The 21,929-nt window shown below is 36.3% G+C and carries 16 protein-coding genes; 5 read left to right on the top strand and 11 right to left on the bottom strand.

Annotated features, from left to right (window positions below; genetic code table 11):
* Positions 1–20: 20 nt before the first annotated feature.
* Together AC51AA_RS01455 and AC51AA_RS01450 are read left to right on the top strand one after the other, a co-directional pair.
* Positions 21–1,157 (top strand): helix-turn-helix domain-containing protein, encoded by a 1,137-nt coding sequence (locus AC51AA_RS01455; RefSeq protein WP_500703969.1) that lies wholly within the window; start codon positions 21–23, stop codon positions 1,155–1,157.
* Positions 1,158–1,245: 88 nt separating this feature from the next.
* Positions 1,246–1,800, top strand: a complete 555-nt coding sequence (locus AC51AA_RS01450; protein WP_500703968.1) for a porin family protein — start codon at positions 1,246–1,248, stop codon at positions 1,798–1,800.
* Between the two features lie 226 nt (positions 1,801–2,026).
* Here AC51AA_RS01450 and AC51AA_RS01445 read toward each other — a convergent pair whose 3' ends face one another.
* The 8 genes from AC51AA_RS01445 to AC51AA_RS01410 all read right to left on the bottom strand — a co-directional run bounded on the left by AC51AA_RS01445 (position 2,027) and on the right by AC51AA_RS01410 (position 15,231).
* Positions 2,027–3,439, bottom strand: a complete 1,413-nt coding sequence (locus AC51AA_RS01445; protein ID WP_500703967.1) for a sialate O-acetylesterase — start codon at positions 3,437–3,439, stop codon at positions 2,027–2,029.
* 6 nt (positions 3,440–3,445) lie between these two features.
* Positions 3,446–4,423 carry an alkaline phosphatase family protein gene (locus tag AC51AA_RS01440; RefSeq protein WP_500703966.1) on the bottom strand — a complete coding sequence of 326 codons (978 nt, stop codon included), beginning with the start codon at positions 4,421–4,423 and terminating at the stop codon, positions 3,446–3,448.
* Between the two features lie 73 nt (positions 4,424–4,496).
* Complete coding sequence (locus tag AC51AA_RS01435) at positions 4,497–6,983, bottom strand: outer membrane protein assembly factor BamB family protein (RefSeq protein ID WP_500703965.1); 2,487 nt, start codon at positions 6,981–6,983, stop codon at positions 4,497–4,499.
* A gap of 153 nt (positions 6,984–7,136) precedes the next feature.
* The gene (locus tag AC51AA_RS01430; protein WP_500703964.1) at positions 7,137–7,607 is read right to left on the bottom strand and encodes a DUF5018-related domain-containing protein; all 471 of its coding nucleotides are present in this window, start codon (positions 7,605–7,607) and stop codon (positions 7,137–7,139) included.
* Positions 7,608–7,629: 22 nt separating this feature from the next.
* Positions 7,630–9,591 carry a RagB/SusD family nutrient uptake outer membrane protein gene (locus AC51AA_RS01425; RefSeq protein WP_500703963.1) on the bottom strand — a complete coding sequence of 654 codons (1,962 nt, stop codon included), beginning with the start codon at positions 9,589–9,591 and terminating at the stop codon, positions 7,630–7,632.
* 33 nt (positions 9,592–9,624) lie between these two features.
* Positions 9,625–13,215, bottom strand: coding sequence for a SusC/RagA family TonB-linked outer membrane protein (locus tag AC51AA_RS01420; RefSeq protein ID WP_500703962.1), 3,591 nt, complete (start codon positions 13,213–13,215; stop codon positions 9,625–9,627).
* Positions 13,216–13,345: 130 nt separating this feature from the next.
* Positions 13,346–14,497 carry a FecR family protein gene (locus AC51AA_RS01415; RefSeq protein ID WP_500703961.1) on the bottom strand — a complete coding sequence of 384 codons (1,152 nt, stop codon included), beginning with the start codon at positions 14,495–14,497 and terminating at the stop codon, positions 13,346–13,348.
* A gap of 149 nt (positions 14,498–14,646) precedes the next feature.
* The gene (locus AC51AA_RS01410; RefSeq protein ID WP_500703960.1) at positions 14,647–15,231 is read right to left on the bottom strand and encodes an RNA polymerase sigma factor; all 585 of its coding nucleotides are present in this window, start codon (positions 15,229–15,231) and stop codon (positions 14,647–14,649) included.
* A gap of 195 nt (positions 15,232–15,426) precedes the next feature.
* On the opposite strand from AC51AA_RS01410, the gene AC51AA_RS01405 reads away from it, so the two are divergent.
* Together AC51AA_RS01405 and AC51AA_RS01400 are read left to right on the top strand one after the other, a co-directional pair.
* The gene (locus AC51AA_RS01405; protein ID WP_500703959.1) at positions 15,427–16,446 is read left to right on the top strand and encodes a metallophosphoesterase family protein; all 1,020 of its coding nucleotides are present in this window, start codon (positions 15,427–15,429) and stop codon (positions 16,444–16,446) included.
* A 111-nt stretch (positions 16,447–16,557) separates the two neighbouring features.
* Positions 16,558–17,139 carry a helix-turn-helix domain-containing protein gene (locus AC51AA_RS01400; protein WP_500703958.1) on the top strand — a complete coding sequence of 194 codons (582 nt, stop codon included), beginning with the start codon at positions 16,558–16,560 and terminating at the stop codon, positions 17,137–17,139.
* Positions 17,140–17,199: 60 nt separating this feature from the next.
* On the opposite strand, the gene AC51AA_RS01395 is transcribed toward AC51AA_RS01400, so the two are convergent.
* From AC51AA_RS01395 to AC51AA_RS01385, 3 genes are read right to left on the bottom strand one after another with little or no spacing between them, the layout of a single operon-like run.
* On the bottom strand, positions 17,200–17,883 hold the full coding sequence (locus AC51AA_RS01395; protein ID WP_500703957.1) for a phosphonatase-like hydrolase: 684 nt from the start codon (positions 17,881–17,883) through the stop codon (positions 17,200–17,202).
* A complete protein-coding gene (locus tag AC51AA_RS01390; RefSeq protein ID WP_500703956.1) occupies positions 17,884–19,044 on the bottom strand; it encodes a TIGR03364 family FAD-dependent oxidoreductase in 1,161 nt (386 codons plus the stop codon).
* A 14-nt stretch (positions 19,045–19,058) separates the two neighbouring features.
* Positions 19,059–20,366, bottom strand: coding sequence for a DUF5690 family protein (locus tag AC51AA_RS01385; protein ID WP_500703955.1), 1,308 nt, complete (start codon positions 20,364–20,366; stop codon positions 19,059–19,061).
* Between the two features lie 294 nt (positions 20,367–20,660).
* On the opposite strand from AC51AA_RS01385, the gene AC51AA_RS01380 reads away from it, so the two are divergent.
* A complete protein-coding gene (locus tag AC51AA_RS01380; RefSeq protein ID WP_500703954.1) occupies positions 20,661–21,755 on the top strand; it encodes a zinc-binding dehydrogenase in 1,095 nt (364 codons plus the stop codon).
* The last annotated feature ends 174 nt before the right edge of the window (positions 21,756–21,929 follow it).

The raw sequence follows: 21,929 nt of genomic DNA, 5'->3' as shown, positions 1-21,929 counted from the left end.
ACAACTTTTAAATTAAAAAATTGATTTATACAACACTTTTAAATATTGCGATTTTTCAGGGAATAGTCTTAGGCTTCATTATTTTAAAGTCTTCCTTATTCAATAGTAATTCAAATAAATATCTAGCCTACTTACTATTTACACTTTCTATAATTTTACTGAATCACGTTTTTGAGGTTGAAGATGCATGCACTCCCTATCCATTTCTATGCTTTATTGTCCATATTGAATGGGTTTTTCTAATCCCTGCTTTCCTATTCCTGTTTATCATAAACCGGATTGATGATCCTGTACAAAACAAGCCAAAATTTTATTGGTGTTTTATTCCATTTGCTTATTCCGCTGTCCTTACTATTTCACAAGATCTTGATTATGTTGCAGGAATTTATACTATTCCTGAGTCTGGCATTGATGTAATCAAAATACTTGGTTTTGTCCATCTTACTTTAGCTCTTACATTCATTCCGTTCTTACTGCTTTACTCTTATTTTATGGCAAGATATTTAAAAGATTCACAGGAAAAAAAATGGGTAATTACCTTATTGACCATTATTTCTTCATTGGTATTCGCTTATCTTATTACCTGTCTGGCCGGCTTATTTTTTCAATTTGACATCTCTCCTACTATCAATGTTCTGGCTTTGGCTGTAACCTTCATAATCCATTGGACAGCTTACATAGGTATTTACAAATACAAACTGGTCAAAAACAAAGATGCTGTTTATAATTTTCTAAATCATGATTTCGCTATTTCGTACAGCAATCTGCAAATGGAGGAAAATAGTACAGCTGAAGAATATAGGGAATCTATTACATCAGATAATCTTTATTTTCAAAAACTGGAACTTCTTTGCAAAGAGCAGCACATTTATACGGACAGTACATTAAACAGAGAAAAAGTCGCGGAAAAACTTGGCATAAGCGCGGGATATGTTTCACAAATTATAAACACGATAACAGAAGACAACTTTGCCCATTATATAAATAACTATCGGGTTGAAGCTGTCAAGGAAATGATCGCAAATTCCGAATATGAAAACTACAATTTATTGACGATGGGATTAGAATCTGGGTTTACTTCAAAAACCACTTTTTATAAAGCCTTTAAAAAAGTTACGGGTCAAACTCCAAATGAATATAAAAACACCCGTAAATAGGTGCCAATTTAGACAGTTTTAAGCTTTTGACACCTTTTCTAACTTTTCTTATGCGAATTTTGGAGCTAAATAATTCAAATCACTTTTTATGAAAAAAATTTTATTACTAGCTGTTGTTACAGTTTTAGGATTTGCAAATGTTACTGCCCAAGAAATTAAATTTGGTGCTAAAGGAGGTTTAAACTTTGCAACTATCAGCGGAGACAATACCAAAGGTATTGATGTTGTAACAGCATTTAATTTTGGTGTTTTATCAGAAATTCCCATTTCAGATAAATTTTCTTTTCAACCTGAATTAATGTATTCTGGTCAGGGATACGGTTTCAATGATAATACAATTGCCTTAAGTTATCTGAACATTCCTTTAATGGGAAAATATTACTTAACAAAAGGATTGAGTGTTGAAGCTGGACCGCAAATAGGTTTTTTACTTTCTGCTAAAAATGAAAAGATAGATGTAAAAGATTCATTTAAAACTGTGGATTTTGGTGTTAATTTTGGCTTAGGCTATAAACTTGACAACGGACTTAATTTTGGGGTACGATATAATCTGGGATTAACTGATATTAATGATTTAGATAATTTTTCTAGTAAAAATAAAAACGGAGTTTTTCAATTATCTGTTGGTTATTTCTTTTTCTAAAACGTAATAATTCTATCAAAACGTTTTACAAGCTATATCCTAAATATATTAACTCATCATTTCTTGGAGAATCTAAAAATTTTGAATTAATCATCTTGCCCTTTACGATCCTTAAATCATCCACAAAATGGTTCGTGAATCATTTCCTAAGGGCTACTAGAATAATTAAAAGCCTGAGAAATAAGATTTCTCAGGCTTTTTTGTGATTGACTAAATACTGTTTTTGTTACCTCTTTTTAAGGGACCACTTATCTGTACGAAAAGCAGAGGCAGGAAGCCCTTCCTTGTTATACAAATTAGGCAAAGCGGTATCTGAAAACGCAAAACGGACTGCTACTGGTTTCTTTACCTTTGAAGAATAAACTATTACCGTTTTTCCTTTAATTTCTGCTTTAGCAGGATAAAATACTTTATCCTCTCCTGCAATATAGAATTCTTTTAGCTCTTCTCCTTTTTTTGTTAAACCAGTCCCTGTTTGAGTGAACTTCACTATTGCTTTATCCTTAGATACCTTTATTGATTCATAAACAGGTCCACTATAGGTCAAATTCTCTACGCCATAGGTCTTTGCTAATGCCCAAAGTGATAAGCGTCTACCCACTTCCTTTTTATTTGTGGGATGTACATTTTTCACATTTCCAATGTCATTAGTCACCACCATCCCTGTATTAGGCACAGTAAGCATCGTCTGAAACTGGGCATCTCTAACTAGAGGGGCATAAAACTCATTATCTTCGTATTTAAAAGGGGCTAATTGCACTAGGTAAAAAGGAAATGGTTTCTTCCAATCTTTCCTCCAAGAATCAATTAATAAGGGAAGCGTTCTGTAATAAGTGGTATTCATTCTATTGGCTTCACCTTGATACCACAAAACTCCAGCTATATCATAATTGATTATAGGGTATATCATACCATTATAGACTTGACCTACTTGCTTTTGAGGGCAACAATTAGGTTCCAAAAGATCATTAACTGCCGTAGCCAATTCAGTATCGTTTGTAATTAAATCTTTTCTTGTCCACACCTCAACTGATGTTCCACCCCAATAGGAACCAATCAATCCAATAGGAACCTGTAGCTTTTTTTCTAATTCCTCTCCAAAGAAATAACCTACCGCACTAAAATCTTTCATGGTTGCTGGAGTACATATTTCCCATTTCGATTGTACATCTTTTTGAGCAATCGTATCTATTTTTCTTGGCACTATAAAAAATCGAATATTAGGATGATTAGCCTTACTGATCTCCTCTTTACCGTTATCTATTCCCGCTGCTGCAGCCCACTCCATATTGGATTGCCCTGAACACAGCCAAACCTCCCCGATCATAACTTCCTTAAGCACTATAGCCTCATGTCCTTTAATGGTAATCTTATAAGGTCCTCCGGCAATTGGCGTAGGTAATTGTATGGACCAAACTCCATTTTTAGCTTTCCCCTTTACTTCTACATTATTCCAAGAACCACTTACGGTGATGGTTTCCTCTAAAACTGTGGTCCATCCCCATATCGTTGCCTTTGATTTTTGTTGCAAAACCATATTATCGGATAAAATAGAAGGCAAGGATAAATTGGCATAGCTTTTACCAAAAATAAAAAAAGAGAACAGTACAATGTATATATTGCGATAACTAGATTTCATTTGTTTTTATTTTTTTTTATTTACTTGATTGATTTCAAAAATAGATTCTGGCACTTCACCTGTCCATGCTTTTGGTTTTTCTGTAATACCAAAAAGGCGTACTATCACCACAGCTGTATCATTATTATTACTAGGTTCAGCTAATATTTGTCCTTTTTGTATTCCTGGTCCGGTCACCGCCCAAGGTACTTGCATCTCTACAGGACTCATTCCGCCGTGCCCATACCCTTTTCCACCATGATCTGTAATCAACATGAAATGAGTATCGTCATACAAGCCTTGAGCTTTCAATTTGTTGATCAACTCTCCTATTCCTTTGTCCGCTTCTTCTATAGCCGTAATATACTCTGTTGACATCCATTTATGATTATGACCTGCATGATCAGTATGTACACTATAAAGAAAAATTAAAGAAGGGGTATCTTGATGCTTTTTTGCAAATTCAAAAGCTAAATTATAATTTTTTTGAAACTTGTCATCTTCTTCAAAGTTAACTTCATCCAAATATTTTCGATTGATTGAATTGATCAAATTTCCCCAATTGTAGTAATATCCAATATGCATATTGGGTATCCTCTCTTTTAAAATTTTAAAAACAGAAGGGTAATATCCCTCACTGTCCTGTTCAATTGGAGCTAATATATGTTCCTTAACCGTCCATGAGTTACTATCTACTCCGTGTTGTTCGGGTCCACTTCCGGTTAAATGACTCGTCCAATTAGGAAGCGTAACCGACGGCATTACTGGTCGGGTACTCAATGACAATGTTCCATTGGCCATTAACTGATCTAAATTCGGATGCCTAGCTGTTTTATAACCATCAATACTTAATCCGTCCAAGCCAATAACAATTATTCTTTTGGCTAATTTATTTGCTTTTCCTCTCTCTGACAATGTTGCTTTTTGCGCGTTACATCCCATTAAAAAAAATACGGTAAAAAGAGACAACACTACGCCCCCTCGTTTTAAATTCTTCTTCTTCATTTTTATTTATTCTTTATTTATGGTTAACTAATAGTGCGTTTCCTCCTTTTGGTACTAGGGAGGCTATTTTTTTTTATTTATTTACAAAATGATAAAGGTTACCTGCAAAATCACAGATATAGAAACCCGCTGCTGTTACCGCCGCACTAGTTAGTATAGGAGCACCTACATAATTTTTCCATAGCACCTTTCCTGAGTTAGCATCCAAATTATAGATCCAACCATCCATAGCTCCAAAGAGTAGTGCATCATTAATTAATATCGGTGTGGTTTCAATACTTTGTTCTTCATTCTCATAATATTGCGGTGTATAAAAAATAGCTGGCAATACATCAAAGTTCCATATTCTTTCGCCATTATCTCTTTTAAATGATGCTATTCCGGATTCTGATCCAGCGATATATACCTTATCCTTTGTAATAATAGGTGTAGTCGTTGCTCTTGTTTGTAATGGAACTGTCATAGTCTTAACAGTTTTACCTGTCTTGACATCCAATTGATGTAAAGCACCTGCTTTACCTTCCAAATTTTCCGACACCCATAAACTATTGTCTTTGTATAGTACATTCCCATTTCTAAATCGAAGACCATTATCGCTTCTTTTCCATACTAATTTTCCAGTCTTTATATCATGTGCATACAAAGCGCCCCAATTCGCTGAAGCGATCAGTACATCACCAGCTATTGTCATCGTAGGGGTAGATCCCATGCCTCCATCCCAATCCATATTTCTCCAAATAGTTACCCCAGTTTGAGCATCTATGGCTTCTAAAGATTTTCCGAAACCCGTATACACTACTGCTCCATCGGTTACTAATCCCGAAACAAAACCTGGTGCTCTTTTGTAATTGAGGTCTTTCTCCCACTTTAGTTTACCCGTTTCTAAATCTAATGCATAGGTAATTCCTTGTGAATCGGTACCAATAATGTGCTGATTTGAAAGTACTATTTGGTTCTTAATTCCATTTTTAGTTCGGAACTTCCAGACTTCTTTACCATCATGGGTATTATAACATGCGATATGATTATTGGTCCCATTTCCATCATCAAAACTAGCCGTGTAAACATAATTATTACGAATTACGGGAGAACTCATAAAAATATTACTTCCAATGTTACTCACCCATTTTAATTCGTATTCTGGAGTATGCTTGAACTTTGAAACGGCATCATGCTCCGGGTTTCCAGCAAGATTACTCCAATCGGCTGTCAAATCTATACTTTTTTCAGCGGAAGCTTTAATAGAAAAATAGTGCTGTTTTTTGACAATCCTGCCATTTTTAAAATAGACATTAAGCACCATTCGATACTCTAGAACATTGGCTGCCGGTTTAAATTTGGCTGTCCAATTCCAATCGGATTGTGGTTGTAAATGTTCCATTACTTCATCCGTTACCGCTACATCCCAGGCACGTTTTGCTACATCATACATCGTGTATTTAATACTATCGACTTTAGCATTGGAACTATAGGCATTTACTGAAATAGGTATAAGACCTGATTCCGTTTTTCTAACCGTATGTTCATTAGGTGATACAATTTGCACCGCATCGTCCACATTGGTCCAAGTCAAATGAGATTTGCTGTTTCCTTCTTTATCCACATCTATTACCCTAAAGGAAGAAGGTGAATGGTCAATTCCTCCTTTTGCAGTAGTTGAAGTCCCATATGATTTGATATTGCTCTTTTCCAGAGTTTTGGTATAATTGCAATGCAAGTGCCCAAAAACCCAAGCTTTCAAATTATAATCATTAAGACTTATTGATTTAGTGTCATTAATTTTAAATTCAAATTGTTCTCCATTGGATAGAATATCATGGTTGAAAAAATATTTAGGCATATTCTTTGGATAAGCGTTGAGTAGATTTTGTAACCACCCTCCTATTTCTTCTTGGGTAAAACTTGGTTTATAGTCCCCTCCCATCATGGGCGTAATGACAAATAAGGCATTTCCTTTTTGAAAAGCATACCAAGCAGGGCCAAATTTTTCCTCGAAGTATTGTTCTCCATAGCTCCCTTCAATCAAATCGTGATTCCCTAAACAATAATAGATCGGTACTCCTAATTTTTTAGCATTTACTTCTTGTGCATGCCATTTCATACCCGATTTATAACAGATATCCCCTGTGTGTACTATAAAATCAGGCGATTCTATGGCGCTATAGGCTTTTATGTTTTCCAACCAGTCCCCATGCTCAAAGGTTTCGGTATCTGAAATTTGAACTAACGATACTTTTTCTTTTTTAGGAACCAGCTTTACGGCAAATGTATAGGTTTGCTTTTGTTTTTTGATGGGAACAAAATAGTGATCACTTATTTGATTTTGGCTGGTATACAAGGTAATAAACCTTGCTTTCTCCCAAAAGGGAAGTGTGAAACGCCCACTCTGGTTGGTTTTCACCACCTGGAATCCATTAGATACCACCGCATTTATTAGCCCTTTTTCATTTTTATCTTGCACTCCATTTCCATTTGCATCATGATACACTATACCTGAGTATTGAGCATAAACATTGCAAAACAAAAGACTTAACATTAAAGCCAGAAAACATTTTTTCATTTCATTAATAGATTATAAATTGACACACCATTTTTTTTTTAATACATTCCTATTACACTTCTTTTACCTAAGGAATATAACAGGGAAAAAGCTGAAAGCTCCCTGAGGAACTTTCAGCCTTTAAAAACAAACCCAAAACCAAATTTTAAAGTTTTAAAGTTTTACAAATTTTATCGTCCAATACCGTACGGAACCATCTGCCGACAATAATTTATACTTATAAGGACCTTTAGAAAAATCCCCTATGACTCCCGCAGCTACTGCTCCCTCAACAGGTGTAATGTTTTTAGCAAAATGCGAAAACCGAATCCCGATTTTGGTTAGATCCACAGTTGAAGCCACCGTAATGGTAACCGTCGGATTCTCTCCTATAGTACCGCTAATACCTGCATTATCCTTATTAATGACAACGGTAGCCGATACACTTCGCTGTTGAATACCTGTTACGGGTTCGTTTAAGCCTAATTGATTGGTCACTTCTATATATTCAAATAAAGAAACGGCTGTAATTTCGGCAGTATTCCCCCATACAGAATCATCTAAGTCCACTCGTGGATCACAAGAAAAAAAGAACAGAGACAATATGGTGATGTAAATGGCCGGATATTTTATATTTAATCTCATAATTAGTGTTTTTAAATTCATCTTAATTCCAACCTGGGTTTTGTGCTAGTTGGGCATTGTTGGCTCCATATAATTTTATTTCTTGGAGTGGAATAGGACTCAAATAATCCCTCTTTGGTTCGATAAACAAACCTCTTCCTCCTGGCTGAAAATCAATATTTTTAAACCAAGGATTCATACGTCCATTGGCATGGGATTGAATATTGGTTCCCAAAACCAAACTAAACTCATTTTTCAAGTAGCCATCTTTTCTAATCTGACTCCACAAGGCTTCATTGGTTCCTGCATCAAGTGCTACTTGCGCTGGAGTTCGCTTAAAATAATCCACAAATTCCTGAAGCATTGCCCCTTTAGGTTGATATCCATTTATTACTTTATCATATACTGCCCAACGCTTTAAATCATCCAATCTAAAACCTTCCAATGCAAATTCAACAGATCGCTCTCTACGTATTTCATTTACTAATGGGCTTTCTGCAAGGTCAAATCCGTAGGTTTCATCATACGTAAAAGTACTACCTGCACTCAAATTCATAGGAACCATCCCTACACGACTGCGAATTAAATTCACGGTTTTATCTAAATCTGCCTGCGTTAACTTTCCTAACATCGCCTTTGCTTCAGCATAGCAAAGCAATGGTTCTTCATATCGCATTAGTATATCATCCGTTTCTCCTTTGGTTGCTTGTTGCGCTAGAACTGCTCCTTTGAAATTTCTATAGCCTGTTGATGTAAAACCAATAGAAGTATAAGGGGCTTGAGAAGCAATAATTGGATATCTAAATGGATCTCCATCTCCTCCACGTCCTTCTAATTTATTTTGAGGTCCTCTATCAGGAGTCCATACGGTTTGTCTAAACCTAGGATCCAAAGAAGTCGATAAAGTATTTAATGTTTTTGCATAAGCCCCAGTCAATAGCTGTTGGGAACCATCATTATTTAAATACATATCCACCAAATGGTTGGTAATAGAAGGACCTGAATCTAAAATTTTAAAGAAAAAGTTATGGCTTAATGTAAGTTTAGAAGCGTCGTACACCTTGTACAGAAACACGCCATCTATTTTAGAGACATTATCCTGCGCAAAAAGTTGGTTGTAGGCTTTGGTTTTATTCCCCCCTGCGGTATATATTGCAGTTCCTTGATGATTGATTAACTCTTGTACAGCAGGTTCAACCATTTCTAGAAACTCCACTCCATTACGTCCTGAAACAGCAAAAGCCGTACTTTTCTTCCCATGATAGTACTCCCATGTTCCTTCGAATAGGGCTACTCTGGCTTTTAATGTAATGGCGGATTCTTTGTTTATTCTTCCTTCAATGGCTGCCTCTCCACTGCCTTTCCAATACAGCATACTTATCGCCTTATCCAAATCACTAATAATTTGTTTGGCTACATCATATCTGGAATCCCTAGGTTTGAACAATTGATCAGTATCACTATCGGTAAGCAATTTTGTCACAAGGGGAACATCTCCATAACGAGTCAGTAAATTAAAATAGTCAAAAGCTCTAAAAAAATAGGCTTCCCCAATATAATGCTTAGCGGCATCGGTTTTCTCTGCATTTAAATCAGCATAATGCAAGAAATAATTGTCTTGGCGAATATTGGTGTAACGACTGCTCCAATTACTATCTGTATCAGGGGCCACAGAAGCCGTAGACCATCTATTCAAACTACTGGTGATGGTGGTCTGAAAAATCATCATATCCGAATTTAAATCCAATCCGATATTACTATTTCCTCCTCCTAAAAAACCAGTTCCCCCCTGTGTATTGTACTGGGGAGCCAATCTAGAATACATACCGTTTACATAAGTCTGCAAATCAGCAGCTGTATGAAAAAAACTTTCTGCAGCTACTGAATCTTGAGGGCTTTTATCTAAAAAATCTTCAGAACAAGCCGTAAGCAATACACCTAGCATAAGGACTAACCATACTTTTGGCCTTCCTAACCACTTCATTTCATTATTACTATTTTTCATGTTTTATATTTTTATATCAACAATTTCTTTACGCTATAAACCGACATTAATTCCAAAAGAATAGTATCTCAAAGGAGGATAACCATTAACCCCTGAACTCAATAATTCTGGATCATATTTAATGAACGATTTACTATACACAAAGCCTAGATTTTCACCACTCACGTAGAATCTTAACTTGTTTAGGTTTGCCTTTTTCAACATTTGTTCTGGGAAATCATAACCAATGGTTATATTTCTGATTCTCAAATGAGATAAGTCTAAACTATATTGGTCCGTAGCAAGGTCTTTCCCTGTATTAAAAGAAGGGAAAAAAGCGTTGGTATTATCTGGTCTCCAATACCCTAAATCAGTACTCTCCTTAAAAGCGGGTGTATAGAAATAGGCCAAATCGGCACCTGCTCTAGTACCCCAAACATATTCTGTACTGTTGTAGACTTTCCACTGTAAAACACCATCCAAAACAGCAGAGAAGGAAAAGTTTTTCCAGCTAACCGACGGTGTAATGGAATAACTTTTTCTCGGATAACTAAATCCATTTGGCTGGCTATCTCCTTGAGAATACCAAAATCCTCCATTACCTGAATTAATATACCCGTCTCCATTTAAATCTTTGTATTGTATATAACCAGGGTAATTGTAAGTACCTGTCAAAGTTCCCTTCTTTAAGTCCGAAAGTGATTGGGCAACACCAGCTGATTTATACACATAATTTTGTCCAAATAATTCCCCTGGAGTCCAAACACCAGATCGCACACCTGTTTTATTTTCGGAGTATTCTGTAACATAACCGATGTAATCACTCATCTGAAATCCTACGTTATAACGAAGAGGGCTTTTTCCTAAATTAAATTGATCGTTCCAAGACAATGACAACTCCCAACCTCTGGTCTCTGAAACAGAGTTATTAAGTCTTGGCGCTCCTGTACCTAAAGTAAGAGGAAGTGGATTAGGTGGTCCTACCTGATCTTTAACGGTACGTTGGTACCAATCATATCCCACTGTTAGACGGTTATTAAATCCCGTGATATCCAATCCAAAATCTATCGTTTCCGGTTTAGCCCAAGTTAGCGTGGAACTGATTAATCCTGGTGGTGTTGCCACATTAGCAAAATTCCCCCCTAACAAAGTTCCACCACTTGTCCCTAAAGATAAGGTTGGTAAATAGGTATAATAATTACCTCCACCAGCAGAGGCCAAATCTCCAGAAGTAGACCAAGACGCTCTAGGCTTAAAAATAGAAATTACGTTTTTAAGTGGCCAAAAGTCTTCTTTGGCAACATTCCAAGCTCCTGAAACCGAAGGAAAAGCTCCCCAGCGCGCATCAGGTGAAAAACGGGAACTGGCATCCCTACGACCCGCGAATTTAATTAAGTATTTTTGCTTGTAATCATAGGTCAATACCGCGTAGTATCCTAAAGTAGACCAAGAATACAAATTATCTCTCACCTGTGGGTTAGCGGAGGCCGTGCTCAATGAGGTGCTTACATCTGGAGCAAACAAGCCGTCGCGACTTCCCGTCAAAGATTTATAACCATTCTCTTCTGCCTGCATACCCACTTGCACAAATAAATTATGATTATCTGCAAAAGTTCTTTGGTATTGCGCATTGAACTTAATAAAGTCATAATTTTCTATACTATATGATTTTGTTGTTCGGCTCACATTGGCTGAACGGCTATTTTGTACCAAGGATCCGTCTGGTTGTTCAACAAAAACGATCTTATCTACTTTAGCAAATTCTGAATTTCTATTTCTAAAGGTATAATCACCGCTTAATTCTAACCCTTTTGCTAATTTTATAGTAGCTCCGGCCGATAATGTTAGATCATTACGTGTATTATTGATCAGTCCTCCTTCTCCCAAGATTCCGGCAGCACCTAAAATCCACGAATAGGTACTTCCTGAAGGCACTTTTAAAGGAGTAGCAAAATATTGAGTCATCGAACTAAAAATTCCACCGTAGTCGGCAATGGCACTACCACTACCTGCATCCCCTGCAGAGGCTCCCTTATAATTAGGTCCTTGGTTTTCTTGGCGTACATAACTAACATCAGTTCGAAGATCCAACCAATCTGCAGCTTCAAAATTTAATTTAACATGGTAATTATAACGGTTATTGAAATTGGTATCTCCTTGAAGCATACCATCTGTACCGGTGAAACCAAAACTGGAGTAATAATTAACCCTATCACCTCCACCAGAGAAGCTTACGTCATGCTGAGAACTAATGGAGGACTTTTTCAAATAAGAATCGTACAGCTTATTGGTGGCAAAGGATTGTTCTCTTGTCCAAAACTTAAATCCAGCATTAGTAGTGGGAAATTGACCATTTTCGATATACTGCTGAGCCTTATCACCAAATTGAGTTCTTAATTCGTCAAAAGCAGTATTGTTCCAATCTTGCTTTAACCAAGCCCCCATACGTTGTATGGTTAAATCATCCACTCCTACAGTACCCGTACCATCTGGTCTTCCATTCAATTGCGCTTCATTGATGTAGCGTGCCCATGTTGGAGAATCTGGCTGTGTTGGGGCCATTACTAACCTACCAATCTTAACATTGTTTCTATAATCAACAGACAGCTTTCCTTTTTTTCCATTTTTGGTGGTAATCAAAATAATTCCATAAGGCGCTCTAGATCCATAAATAGCCGTTGCAGCTCCATCTTTTAATATAGAAACATTCACTACATCGTTTGGATTCACATCTTCAATAGGTCTTTCTATACCATCTACTAGAATTAAGGGTGATCCACTACTGTTAATGGCTGTAAACCCACGAATATTTATAGTAGGATTACTCTCAGGGGCACCACTAGGCATTCTAATATTAAGCCCTGGAGCCAATCCTATTAATCCTTCAGTTAGCGTTCTAATGGGTCTATCTTGAAGTTTATCCACATTAATGGAAGATACAGCATCTGTCAAAGTAGACTTTTTTACCTTACCATAGGCCGTTACCACCACCTCGGTTAATTCACTAGAGTTTTCCTTTAAAATAATTTTTACAACATTTGACTCTCCCACTACATAACTCTGTGATATATAGCCTACATAAGAGAACACCAAAGTTTCTCCCTTGTCAACATTAATGGCAAAACTTCCTTCAAAATCGGTTTGGATTCCTTTTGTAGTTCCTTTGATCATCACACTTGCTCCTGGTAAGGGTAAGCCCTTTGCGTCCACAACCTTTCCTGAAACCGTCTTTTGAAGATTCTCACTTTTTGATTTTGTATTGTCTTCCTTGACAGCATTTACTTTTGATCCCTGTTTAATCATAATTTGCTTGTTGAGCACCTCATAAGAGGTATTGGTGCCTTTAAACAACAATTGTAAAACATAAGACAAATCCTTTTTGCTGACCGCTATAGAGACTGTTCTATTTAAATCGACAGCTTCTTTCTTGTAAAAAAACTTAAAGTCTGTTTTTCCTTCTATTTCTTCAAACACCTTTTGCACCGTTGTGTTTTGAAGATTCAAACTTACTTTTACATTCTGTGAGTAACTATTGGCTTGAATTTTAAAAAAAGAAATCAACAAACAAAATAGTGTTAGTCTCCTTTTTAAATTTAGTTGAGTAATACTACATCTCTGCAATATATCAATTGTAATTTTTTTCATATTTTTGCTTGATTTTTAATGGTTCGCAATCGTTTTAAATCAATTTTCAGAATTGGGGAATGTTGTCGCATTTTCCAATTCTTTTTTCTTTTTTCATGTCATGTTTTCTTGTTTTTTTTTGGTTGGTTAGTTAATTAGTAATTGTAATTTTATTTCCTTTTACACAGTAATGCATACTGCCATAGGTGCGAAAAACATCCAGCACTTGAGTGATGCTCTCCACATCAAAAGTGCCCGTAAAACGAACTTCTTCAAGTGTGGTATTTTTATTGTTTATTTCCACATCATAATGCCTTTGTAAACGCCTAAGAATATCGCCAAAACGCTCTTCCTTAAAGAACAATACTCCAGTTGTCCAAGCAATATATTTATCCACTTTTACCGCCTGCGTTACTAGAGTTCCGTTTTGTTGCACATGAGAAGCCAGCATATTGGGCTTTAACAAAACTTCTGATTCCTTATGGGCTGCTTTTATCACTTTTACCCCAACAGAGCCTTCCACCAAAACAACATCTTGAACCGGATCATTTTTATAAGACGATATATTAAATTGGGTCCCGTACACTTTGGTTTGTAAATCTCCCGACTGCACCAAAAAAGCATCTTTTTTGTTGTGGGTTACTTTAAAAAAGGCCTCTCCATCAAGAAAAACTTGACGTGATTTTCCCCCTATAAACTGAACTGGATATCTAAACGTCGTTCCTGCATTTAAATACACCTTGGTGCCGTCAGAAAGTTCAATATTAAATCGCTTACCATAGGGAACAACCAAAGTATTATACATCAAGCTTTTATTTGAATCCAATCCACTATTTTGATACACTACTGTATTGTTTTTAGCAATAGTTATCGCTATTCCTTTTTCCCCTTTTAGGTCCTCACTTCCCGCTCCCGTAATAACCTTTTTTGTACCATCACTTAACTGCAAAACAACCTCCTTTTGACTGGTTTCAGAGGATGTTTGTGACCTATTTTGATTCGGAAAATACACTATACCCAACAAGCTAATCATTCCTACTGCCAAAACAGCAGCATACTTATACCACTGCTTTACACCCTTTTTAAATGACAGCCTATTGCCCTCATTTTCATCCTTCATTTGTTCGTCCAAAGCTTTCCTCATACGCAGATCCATTGCGGTTTTGGATTCCTCAGTTACATGACCAATTATGGATTCCTCTTGATAGGAATCCAAAAAACCATCTAGGAGCTTTTTTTCTTCCTCAGAGCAATTTCCCTCTAAATAGTTATCGATAAGCTTTTGTATTTCTAAATGTGTCATGATTCTTTTTTATATGCTTTAAAAACAGAAGAGATTTTTTTATGAAATCTATTAGATGTTTATATAGGTAGTACCCTTTTAAAAGAGGAGGTACCATAACATCTAATAAAAAATTTAAATTATTTTGAAATTTGCAGCGCTAAGCAGCATTATAGCTGGCGCCATAGTAGGTAAGTCAAAAGAAAAAAGGCATCGCGAAAATTCAATCTTAAATAACTAAGCGCTCGGCTTACTTGATTTTTTACCGTACGGGTTGATATATTGAGTTTTTGGGCGATTTCATCATGGGTGAGTTCTTCAAACCTACTTAAATAAAATATTTCCTTGCACTTTACAGGAAGTGTTTCGATTTTACTGACCACCTCGCGTTCCAAATCTTCTCTATCCAAAGATTGACAGAGATCATTAGCAGCGTGATAGTCGTTAAATTTATCGATATCGAGTGGCTTTAATTTTTTATCCCTAAAATTTTTATACAATTGAAATCTTACCGCCTGGTAGAAATAAGCCGAGGCATTATCAATTACTATATGTTGTCGGTTTTTCCATAAGGCTAAAAAAATCTCCTGCACCATATCTTCACAAATCCGTTGATCTTGCAAAACTTTAAAGGCATAGACATATAGCTTTTGCCAATAGTCTGTATATAATTGATTAAAAACAACTGGATCATCCACCCTTATTTGCTCAGGGTGTTCTTGGACCGTATTATTAAATTTTTCTATAAGCCTCATGGCGCTATTTCTTCTAGTTTAAAAAACCATCAACACTAATCGATTAACTTCCACAAAGCAACAACAACTAGTTAAAGTTAAGGTTACTAAAGTATTGTTTTTTCTTTAAAATAAAAATTTTTCCTTAAAAGAAAATTTTGTTTATATTCGCCATTAGTATTTATAACCCAAATTAATTCATAAAAAGCTGCAGAGATGACAAAGAATAAAGAAGAATTAAAACAAAACAACAACAGCCGCAGAAACTTTATCAAGACAACTGCCGTTTCCTGTTTGGCTTTTTCATTACCTGAAATTGCTTTTAGTAACTTTAAAAATACAGCGCCAGCAGCAGCAATAAGAATTGGATTAATTACCGATCTTCATCATGATGTGATGCATGATGGCCTTCAACGCTTGCAGGCCTTTACCAAAGAGGCTAAAAAGCATCATGTTGATGCCATTTTTCAACTAGGTGATTTTGCCTATCCAGGTAAAAAGAACAAAGAAATCATTGATCATTTCAACAACGCGCATCCTACCGCTTTACACGTTATTGGAAATCACGATACCGATTCAGGATATACGCATCAGCAATGTGTCGATTATTGGGGGATGCCGGCACCTTATTACACCAAAGAAATAGAGGGTATTAGCTTCATCTTTTTAAACGGCAACGAAAAAGGATCTCCAACGCGCAAAGGAGGTTATCCTGCCTATATAGGAGAAGCACAAATAAGCTGGCTTAAAAACCAATTAGAAACTATTAATACACCTATTGTAATTGTTTCGCACCAACCTTTGTTAGGTCCTTTAGCGGTAGACAATGCCGAAGAAGTTCAAGACATTCTGTCCAAGTTTTCCAATAAAATCCTAGTGGCCATCAACGGACACACCCATATAGATGCGTTACTAAAAACCAAGGGAATAACCTACGTTCATATTAATTCAGCATCTTATTATTGGGTAGGTGAAAAGTATAAACACCAAATGTATTCACAAAAAATACACGACGAACATCCATGGATTTCTTCTACTTGTCCCTACCGAGATTCCTTATATTCCTTTTTAACAATTAATCCCATCACCTTCACCGTAAAAATAGAAGGAAAACAAAGTGAATGGGTGGGAACAGCTCCTAACGAACTAGGTGCTAATTTACTCCCAGATCTTACTTTTGGAGATGAAATTGCTCCTAAAATAAGAAACAAGGAAATAGGTAAACTAAAACAATAAACCCATTTTATTTAAGATTATTCCTCTATTAATTCCTATTTGATTTACTGATAATGTTAATGAATTTCACCAAATAAGAATATATTTGCATCATCTTTAAACCAAGACTCTATGAGTGACTCAGAATTTATTGCTATTTGGATTGGATCGAAAATAAAAGACATCAGAAAAGAGCAAAACCTGAATTTGAATGACCTTTCTGAGAAATCAGGAATCAGCATTGCTATGATTTCAAAAATTGAAAATGGCAGAGTCTTCCCAACACTTCCCTCGTTATTACAACTTTTCAGTTCTTTAGAGATTGATTTAAATAGCTTTTTTAATGATTTTTACAAGAACGATAAATTTCCTGGCTATATCTTTAGAAAACGCGCAGCGTACAAGCCAATAGACAAAGAAGAAGCTGCTGAGGGATTTAATTATGAAGAAGTATTATCGTATTCTTTACAAAAGTCCTCCATGCAGGTTTCTCTATTGACCTTAAATAAAGGAGCAAAAAGAAAAATGGTGACCACTGAGGGATTTGAATACATTTATCTGATCAAAGGAGCTGTTCGCTATGAACTAGAAACTCATAAATTTGATATGGAGGAAGGCGATTCTTTATTTTTTGATGGACGTCTGAACCATGTACCGAAAAACATTTACGATGGTGACTCCATATTCCTTGTCATCTATTTTATTTCAATGTAAAAAAAAGAGTCAGCCTAAATACAGACTGACTCTTTTTTTTAGCACAAAAATGGGCGTAAACTAACCGAATAAAATAGATTCAAGCTCCGTCACATCTTGTAGTATATAGTCTGGGTTAGCCACCTCCAACTGTTCTTTTGTTTGGGCTCCACTAAGCACACCTACGGTAATTCCGCATCCAGAATTTTTACCCTCTATGATATCAATTTCAGAGTCACCAGCCTTAAGTACCTGCGCTCCATCCACAATTCCAAACTTGACCATAGCCAATTGTATCATATCTGGACTTGGACGTCCGTTTTGTACATCGTCGGAAGTGATCAGCGCATCAACTTGTTTTCCTACTATCCAGCCAAGCTTATCCATGAGCTTATTAGCTGTTTTAGCATCATAGCCTGTGTTCAATACAATTTTAATATTCTTTTCCCTTAACAGATCGAACAATTGCTCGACACCATCAAATGTAACAACACTGCTTTTATCATAAGCCAGTTCCAATGCCATTTTAAAATGAGCAAAAGCAGCATCAGCCACAACCGCTAAATTCGGAGTATTGGTACATGCGGTAAGCACATCCGTTATCGCTTTATGCTTCTCCTTACCAGCCCCATATTTTAAAACCTCATCGAGAGTTACTTCAAACCCTTGCTCATTAATCACCTTCTGCACTGTTTTATATACTAGGTTGTCTTCATTTACTGTCGTTCCTGCCATATCAAAAACGACCATTTTTATATCCGTCATCTATTGTAAATTAAATATATTCTTAATATTCTCTTTTGAAAAACCAGCACTTCCTGTCATACCTTTCCCTCCTATACCGGTAACCACATGAATATGATCATCGATAGTATGCTCAAATATATCGTTCTCCTTACACTGTGAATACATCCCAAACCACCTGTTCTGAATTTCAAATGTCGGCAAGTCGAAGATCTTCTTGGCTTCCTGTATCATAAAATCATCAATATCCCCTCGAAGATCAAAGTCAAGATCATCTATATTGGCAGCATCAGCGTACTGATGAGAATCTCCAATGATAACAGAACCATCCATAGCCTGTTTGAACAGTATATGGATCCCCCACTTCTTTTCAAAAGAATCGGGGACTTCCGTTGCTTTGATCCCTGCAAAAGAAGGACACTCATAAAAAGCCTCATAACGACGAATGGAAAGCCCAGTAAGTATTGATCCCTTCAATGTATATCCTGGCTGGGGTTTGGTTTGCAACATTTGCAACTTACTCACCTCAAGGTCGCTCTGTGCAAATAGTGCTGGATATAAAGTTTTAAATTCAGAACCACAGCACAAAATGACTTTGGCGGCCTTAAAAACGGCACCACTTGCCGCTGTTACTTCTACTCCATCCTCTTTACGCACACATTGCACCACTTTAGTATCCGGACGATAATCCAGTCCTTTTTCAGCAGTAAGATAGTCCAACAGACGGTTGATCATCACGCGTGGTTCTACGGTTATTTCCTGCGGATAAAAAAGCCCTGCTTTCACATAATCACTCTTCAAACCTGGATACCTTTCCAAGCAGTCCGCTTTGCTAAGCAACTGCGATTGATAATCATTGCCTTTATTGATGTTATGCAACTCTTCAATCAATTGGAGCTCCTGCTCATTTGAAGCCAGGTAAACCGAACCGTTATTGCGTACAGAAATATCAAATTGACTTTGAATATCCTTATATATCGTCAAACTTTCTCTACCTAATTTTTGCCATTTGGAATCCATCCCTGATGGTACTACTTGACCAAAATTTCTTACAGTTGCACTTACAGGCTGCTTGTCTTTTTCAATTACAGCCACAGTGAGTCCTTCATTAATTGCATGATAGGCATGAAAAGCCCCAAGAACTCCACCACCGATAACAATCAAATCAAATTTATTTTTCATTCTCCTTTTTAAATTTATTTATACTCCAAGGATAAATCATAGCCACTGCTTGCTCTCTTTTTAGCAAAGCGCCTATTGAAATACCCTAAACAAAAAATGGTCATCACTAGTAAAGCCGCAGCTGATTCTATGTTTAACTTGATAAAGAAATGCACCCAGCTTTGTTTAAATCCTGATATTTCCTTAAGAATAAGGACCATTAAACTCCCTAGATAACCTACTGCATCAGCGGTGTAGAATAAAAAACCAACATTCCCTTTAAAACTTAACATCGCAATAAGCCTTTCAAAAATCAAACAATGAAACAATATATAGGGTAAATACACCCCTATTCCCGAAATAACCATCCATATTACCGGAGAAATAAGGTGTTTCTCAAACAAAATTGTACTGACCAAAACCATAATAGCTCCAAAGCCCGTAAGGTACATACCCGTGTTAAAAGCCGTACTGTTTTTTTTGATAAGGATACCAGCAGCAGCAATGATCAATACTACTATCGCTACTGGAATTTCCGTAAGTGTTACAATTTGTGGCGCACCCGAAAAACCCTGCTCAGCCCAAAACTCTATAATAAAATTATCTCTGAAATCTCTTATAATAGTAAGTAGTATATAAATAGATACCAACCCAAAATACCCCCATCCATTCTCTAGAAGAAATGCTTTTCGCTCTGACTTAAACATAGGTCGTCTTTCTGATCGTGCCGCAATATCACTTTCACTAGGCCCTTTAGACCTACTTAATACAAATACAGAAATTAAGAATAAAGGAAAAAACAATAAGCCTGTCAAAAAAGGCATATTATATTCGTCTACACCAAAATCCTGCATCAGAACAAGTCCAATGGTTTTTACAAATCCAGTAGAAAAAATAAAAGTAGCACTAAGGGCGGCGGCCAGTAACTCCGTATTCTTTCTACCCTCAATAAATGAAAATACAATACCGAATACCATCCCCAATGGCAAACCATTTAAAAACATTGCCAATACCTTTAGTTTTGGGGGCAGGATAGCAAACATACCCAACATTACCAGTCCAAAAGTAATAAAGCCCAAAAGCCATACTGCTCTTTTTTCTTTTTTCATTTCAGAGATTACTTTTATCCCTATAAATTTTGAAAACATATAGCCCAAAACCTGACTTATAACCAGAACGACTTTTGCATCAAGACCATAACCAAAAGACAAATCCATGTATTTCCCAGCCAGAAACGATTTCCTCACCGCATACATTCCCGTATAACAAACAAATACTGCTATTATGAGTAATGCAGTGGATAAATTTTTACTATTTGTAAATTTTATTTTCTTTATCATCATGATCAAAAAGTGTTTAATACATGCAAAAATAACCTATTAAACAGCCTTAAATGTTACGCAAAGGTAAAAATAAAGTTATCATTGTTTACAAATAGTAAACTTTTTTTTATATTATATTTAAAAAAATTAATTTTGAAGCATAAAGTAACCAAAAAAAAGAATATCTTCAATGTAACAATTATTTAAAACTTAAAATAATAACAATTCCATTGAAAAATTTTTACCTTTTTTTTGATTCAACAAAACAGAAACACATATTTAAACCCAAATAGTTACAAATAATAAAATATGCATATGAAAAATAATTGTGCCACAGCTATCGTTTTCAACCAAAGTGGCGTACCAATGAAAGAAGAATCCTTACTTCTTCCAACTGTGGAGGACCAAGAGATATTAGTACAAATTACCTATACCACTATTTGCACTAGCGACATCCATACCTACACAGGACGACGCAGCACTCCTAGTCCATGTGTCTTAGGTCATGAAATCATAGGCACCATTATAAACATGGGAAAAAACATAAAAACAGATTTTAACAATTCCAACCTAAGTCTAGGTGACCGCGTAACTTGGAGCGTATATGCCTACAGCCACGACAGTGAAATGTCTAAAAAAGGAATTCCCCAAAAATCAGAGGGTCTTCATAAATATGGTCATAGTAAATTTACTCCAGAAGATGGTCTTAACGGAGGCTTTGCTACCCACTGCTTATTAAAAGAAGGCACCGCTGTTTACAAACTACCTGAATATTTAAGCAACCGAGTTGCCGCTCCTATAAACTGCACGCACGCAACAATTGCTGGAGCCCTTCGCTTGGCAGGAAACCTGGTCAACAAAAACGTACTGATCACCGGAACTGGTATGCTTGGGTTATCTGCTTGCGCAATGGCTAAAGAAAAGGGCGCTTCAAATGTATACACTTTGGACATCAATTTAGAACGTTTGGCTATTTCTAAAAAATTTGGAGCAACAGTATTATTTGACGGGAGTTTTACTGTAGACCAAATAAACAAACAACTTTCCAACAAACAGAAGATTGATGTTGTAATCGACACAACAGGAATCCCTCAGGTTATGGAAAAAGGACTTGAGCTACTATCCATTGGTGGTACAGCAGTGTGGGTAGGAGCCGTATTCACGCAACCCAAAACGCAGGTCAATGCGGAACTAATCGTACGAAATCTTCTTACTATTAGAGGATTACACAATTACACTCCTGAAGATCTATCCTTTGCGCTTGATTTCATCAAAAATAGCCATCACAAATACCCTTTTGACCTTTTAGTAGGTCAAGAATTCAAACTGAAAGAGTTGTCCGAAGCCTTTGAAGTAGCCATCACAGGTAAACACTACCGGGTGGGCATACCTCAAGTTACATCCCTATAGGTATACGCAACAAACGGCTTAGGTCTTCGAATACTCACCCATTATTATTAGAAAAGCTTCAGATTTCTCTGAAGCTTTTTTAGTATAGTTACTTTATAATCAAACCCTTAAAAATCGCAAAATAAAACAATATGCTTTCCTTTGAGAATTTGAGTTACCGCCCTCTGCATCGCA

The organism is Flavobacterium sp. OHVDL-2026-0007 (assembly GCF_059882335.1).
Note: the sequence above shows the minus strand (reverse complement) of the source record. Positions and strands in the feature narration are given on the sequence as shown.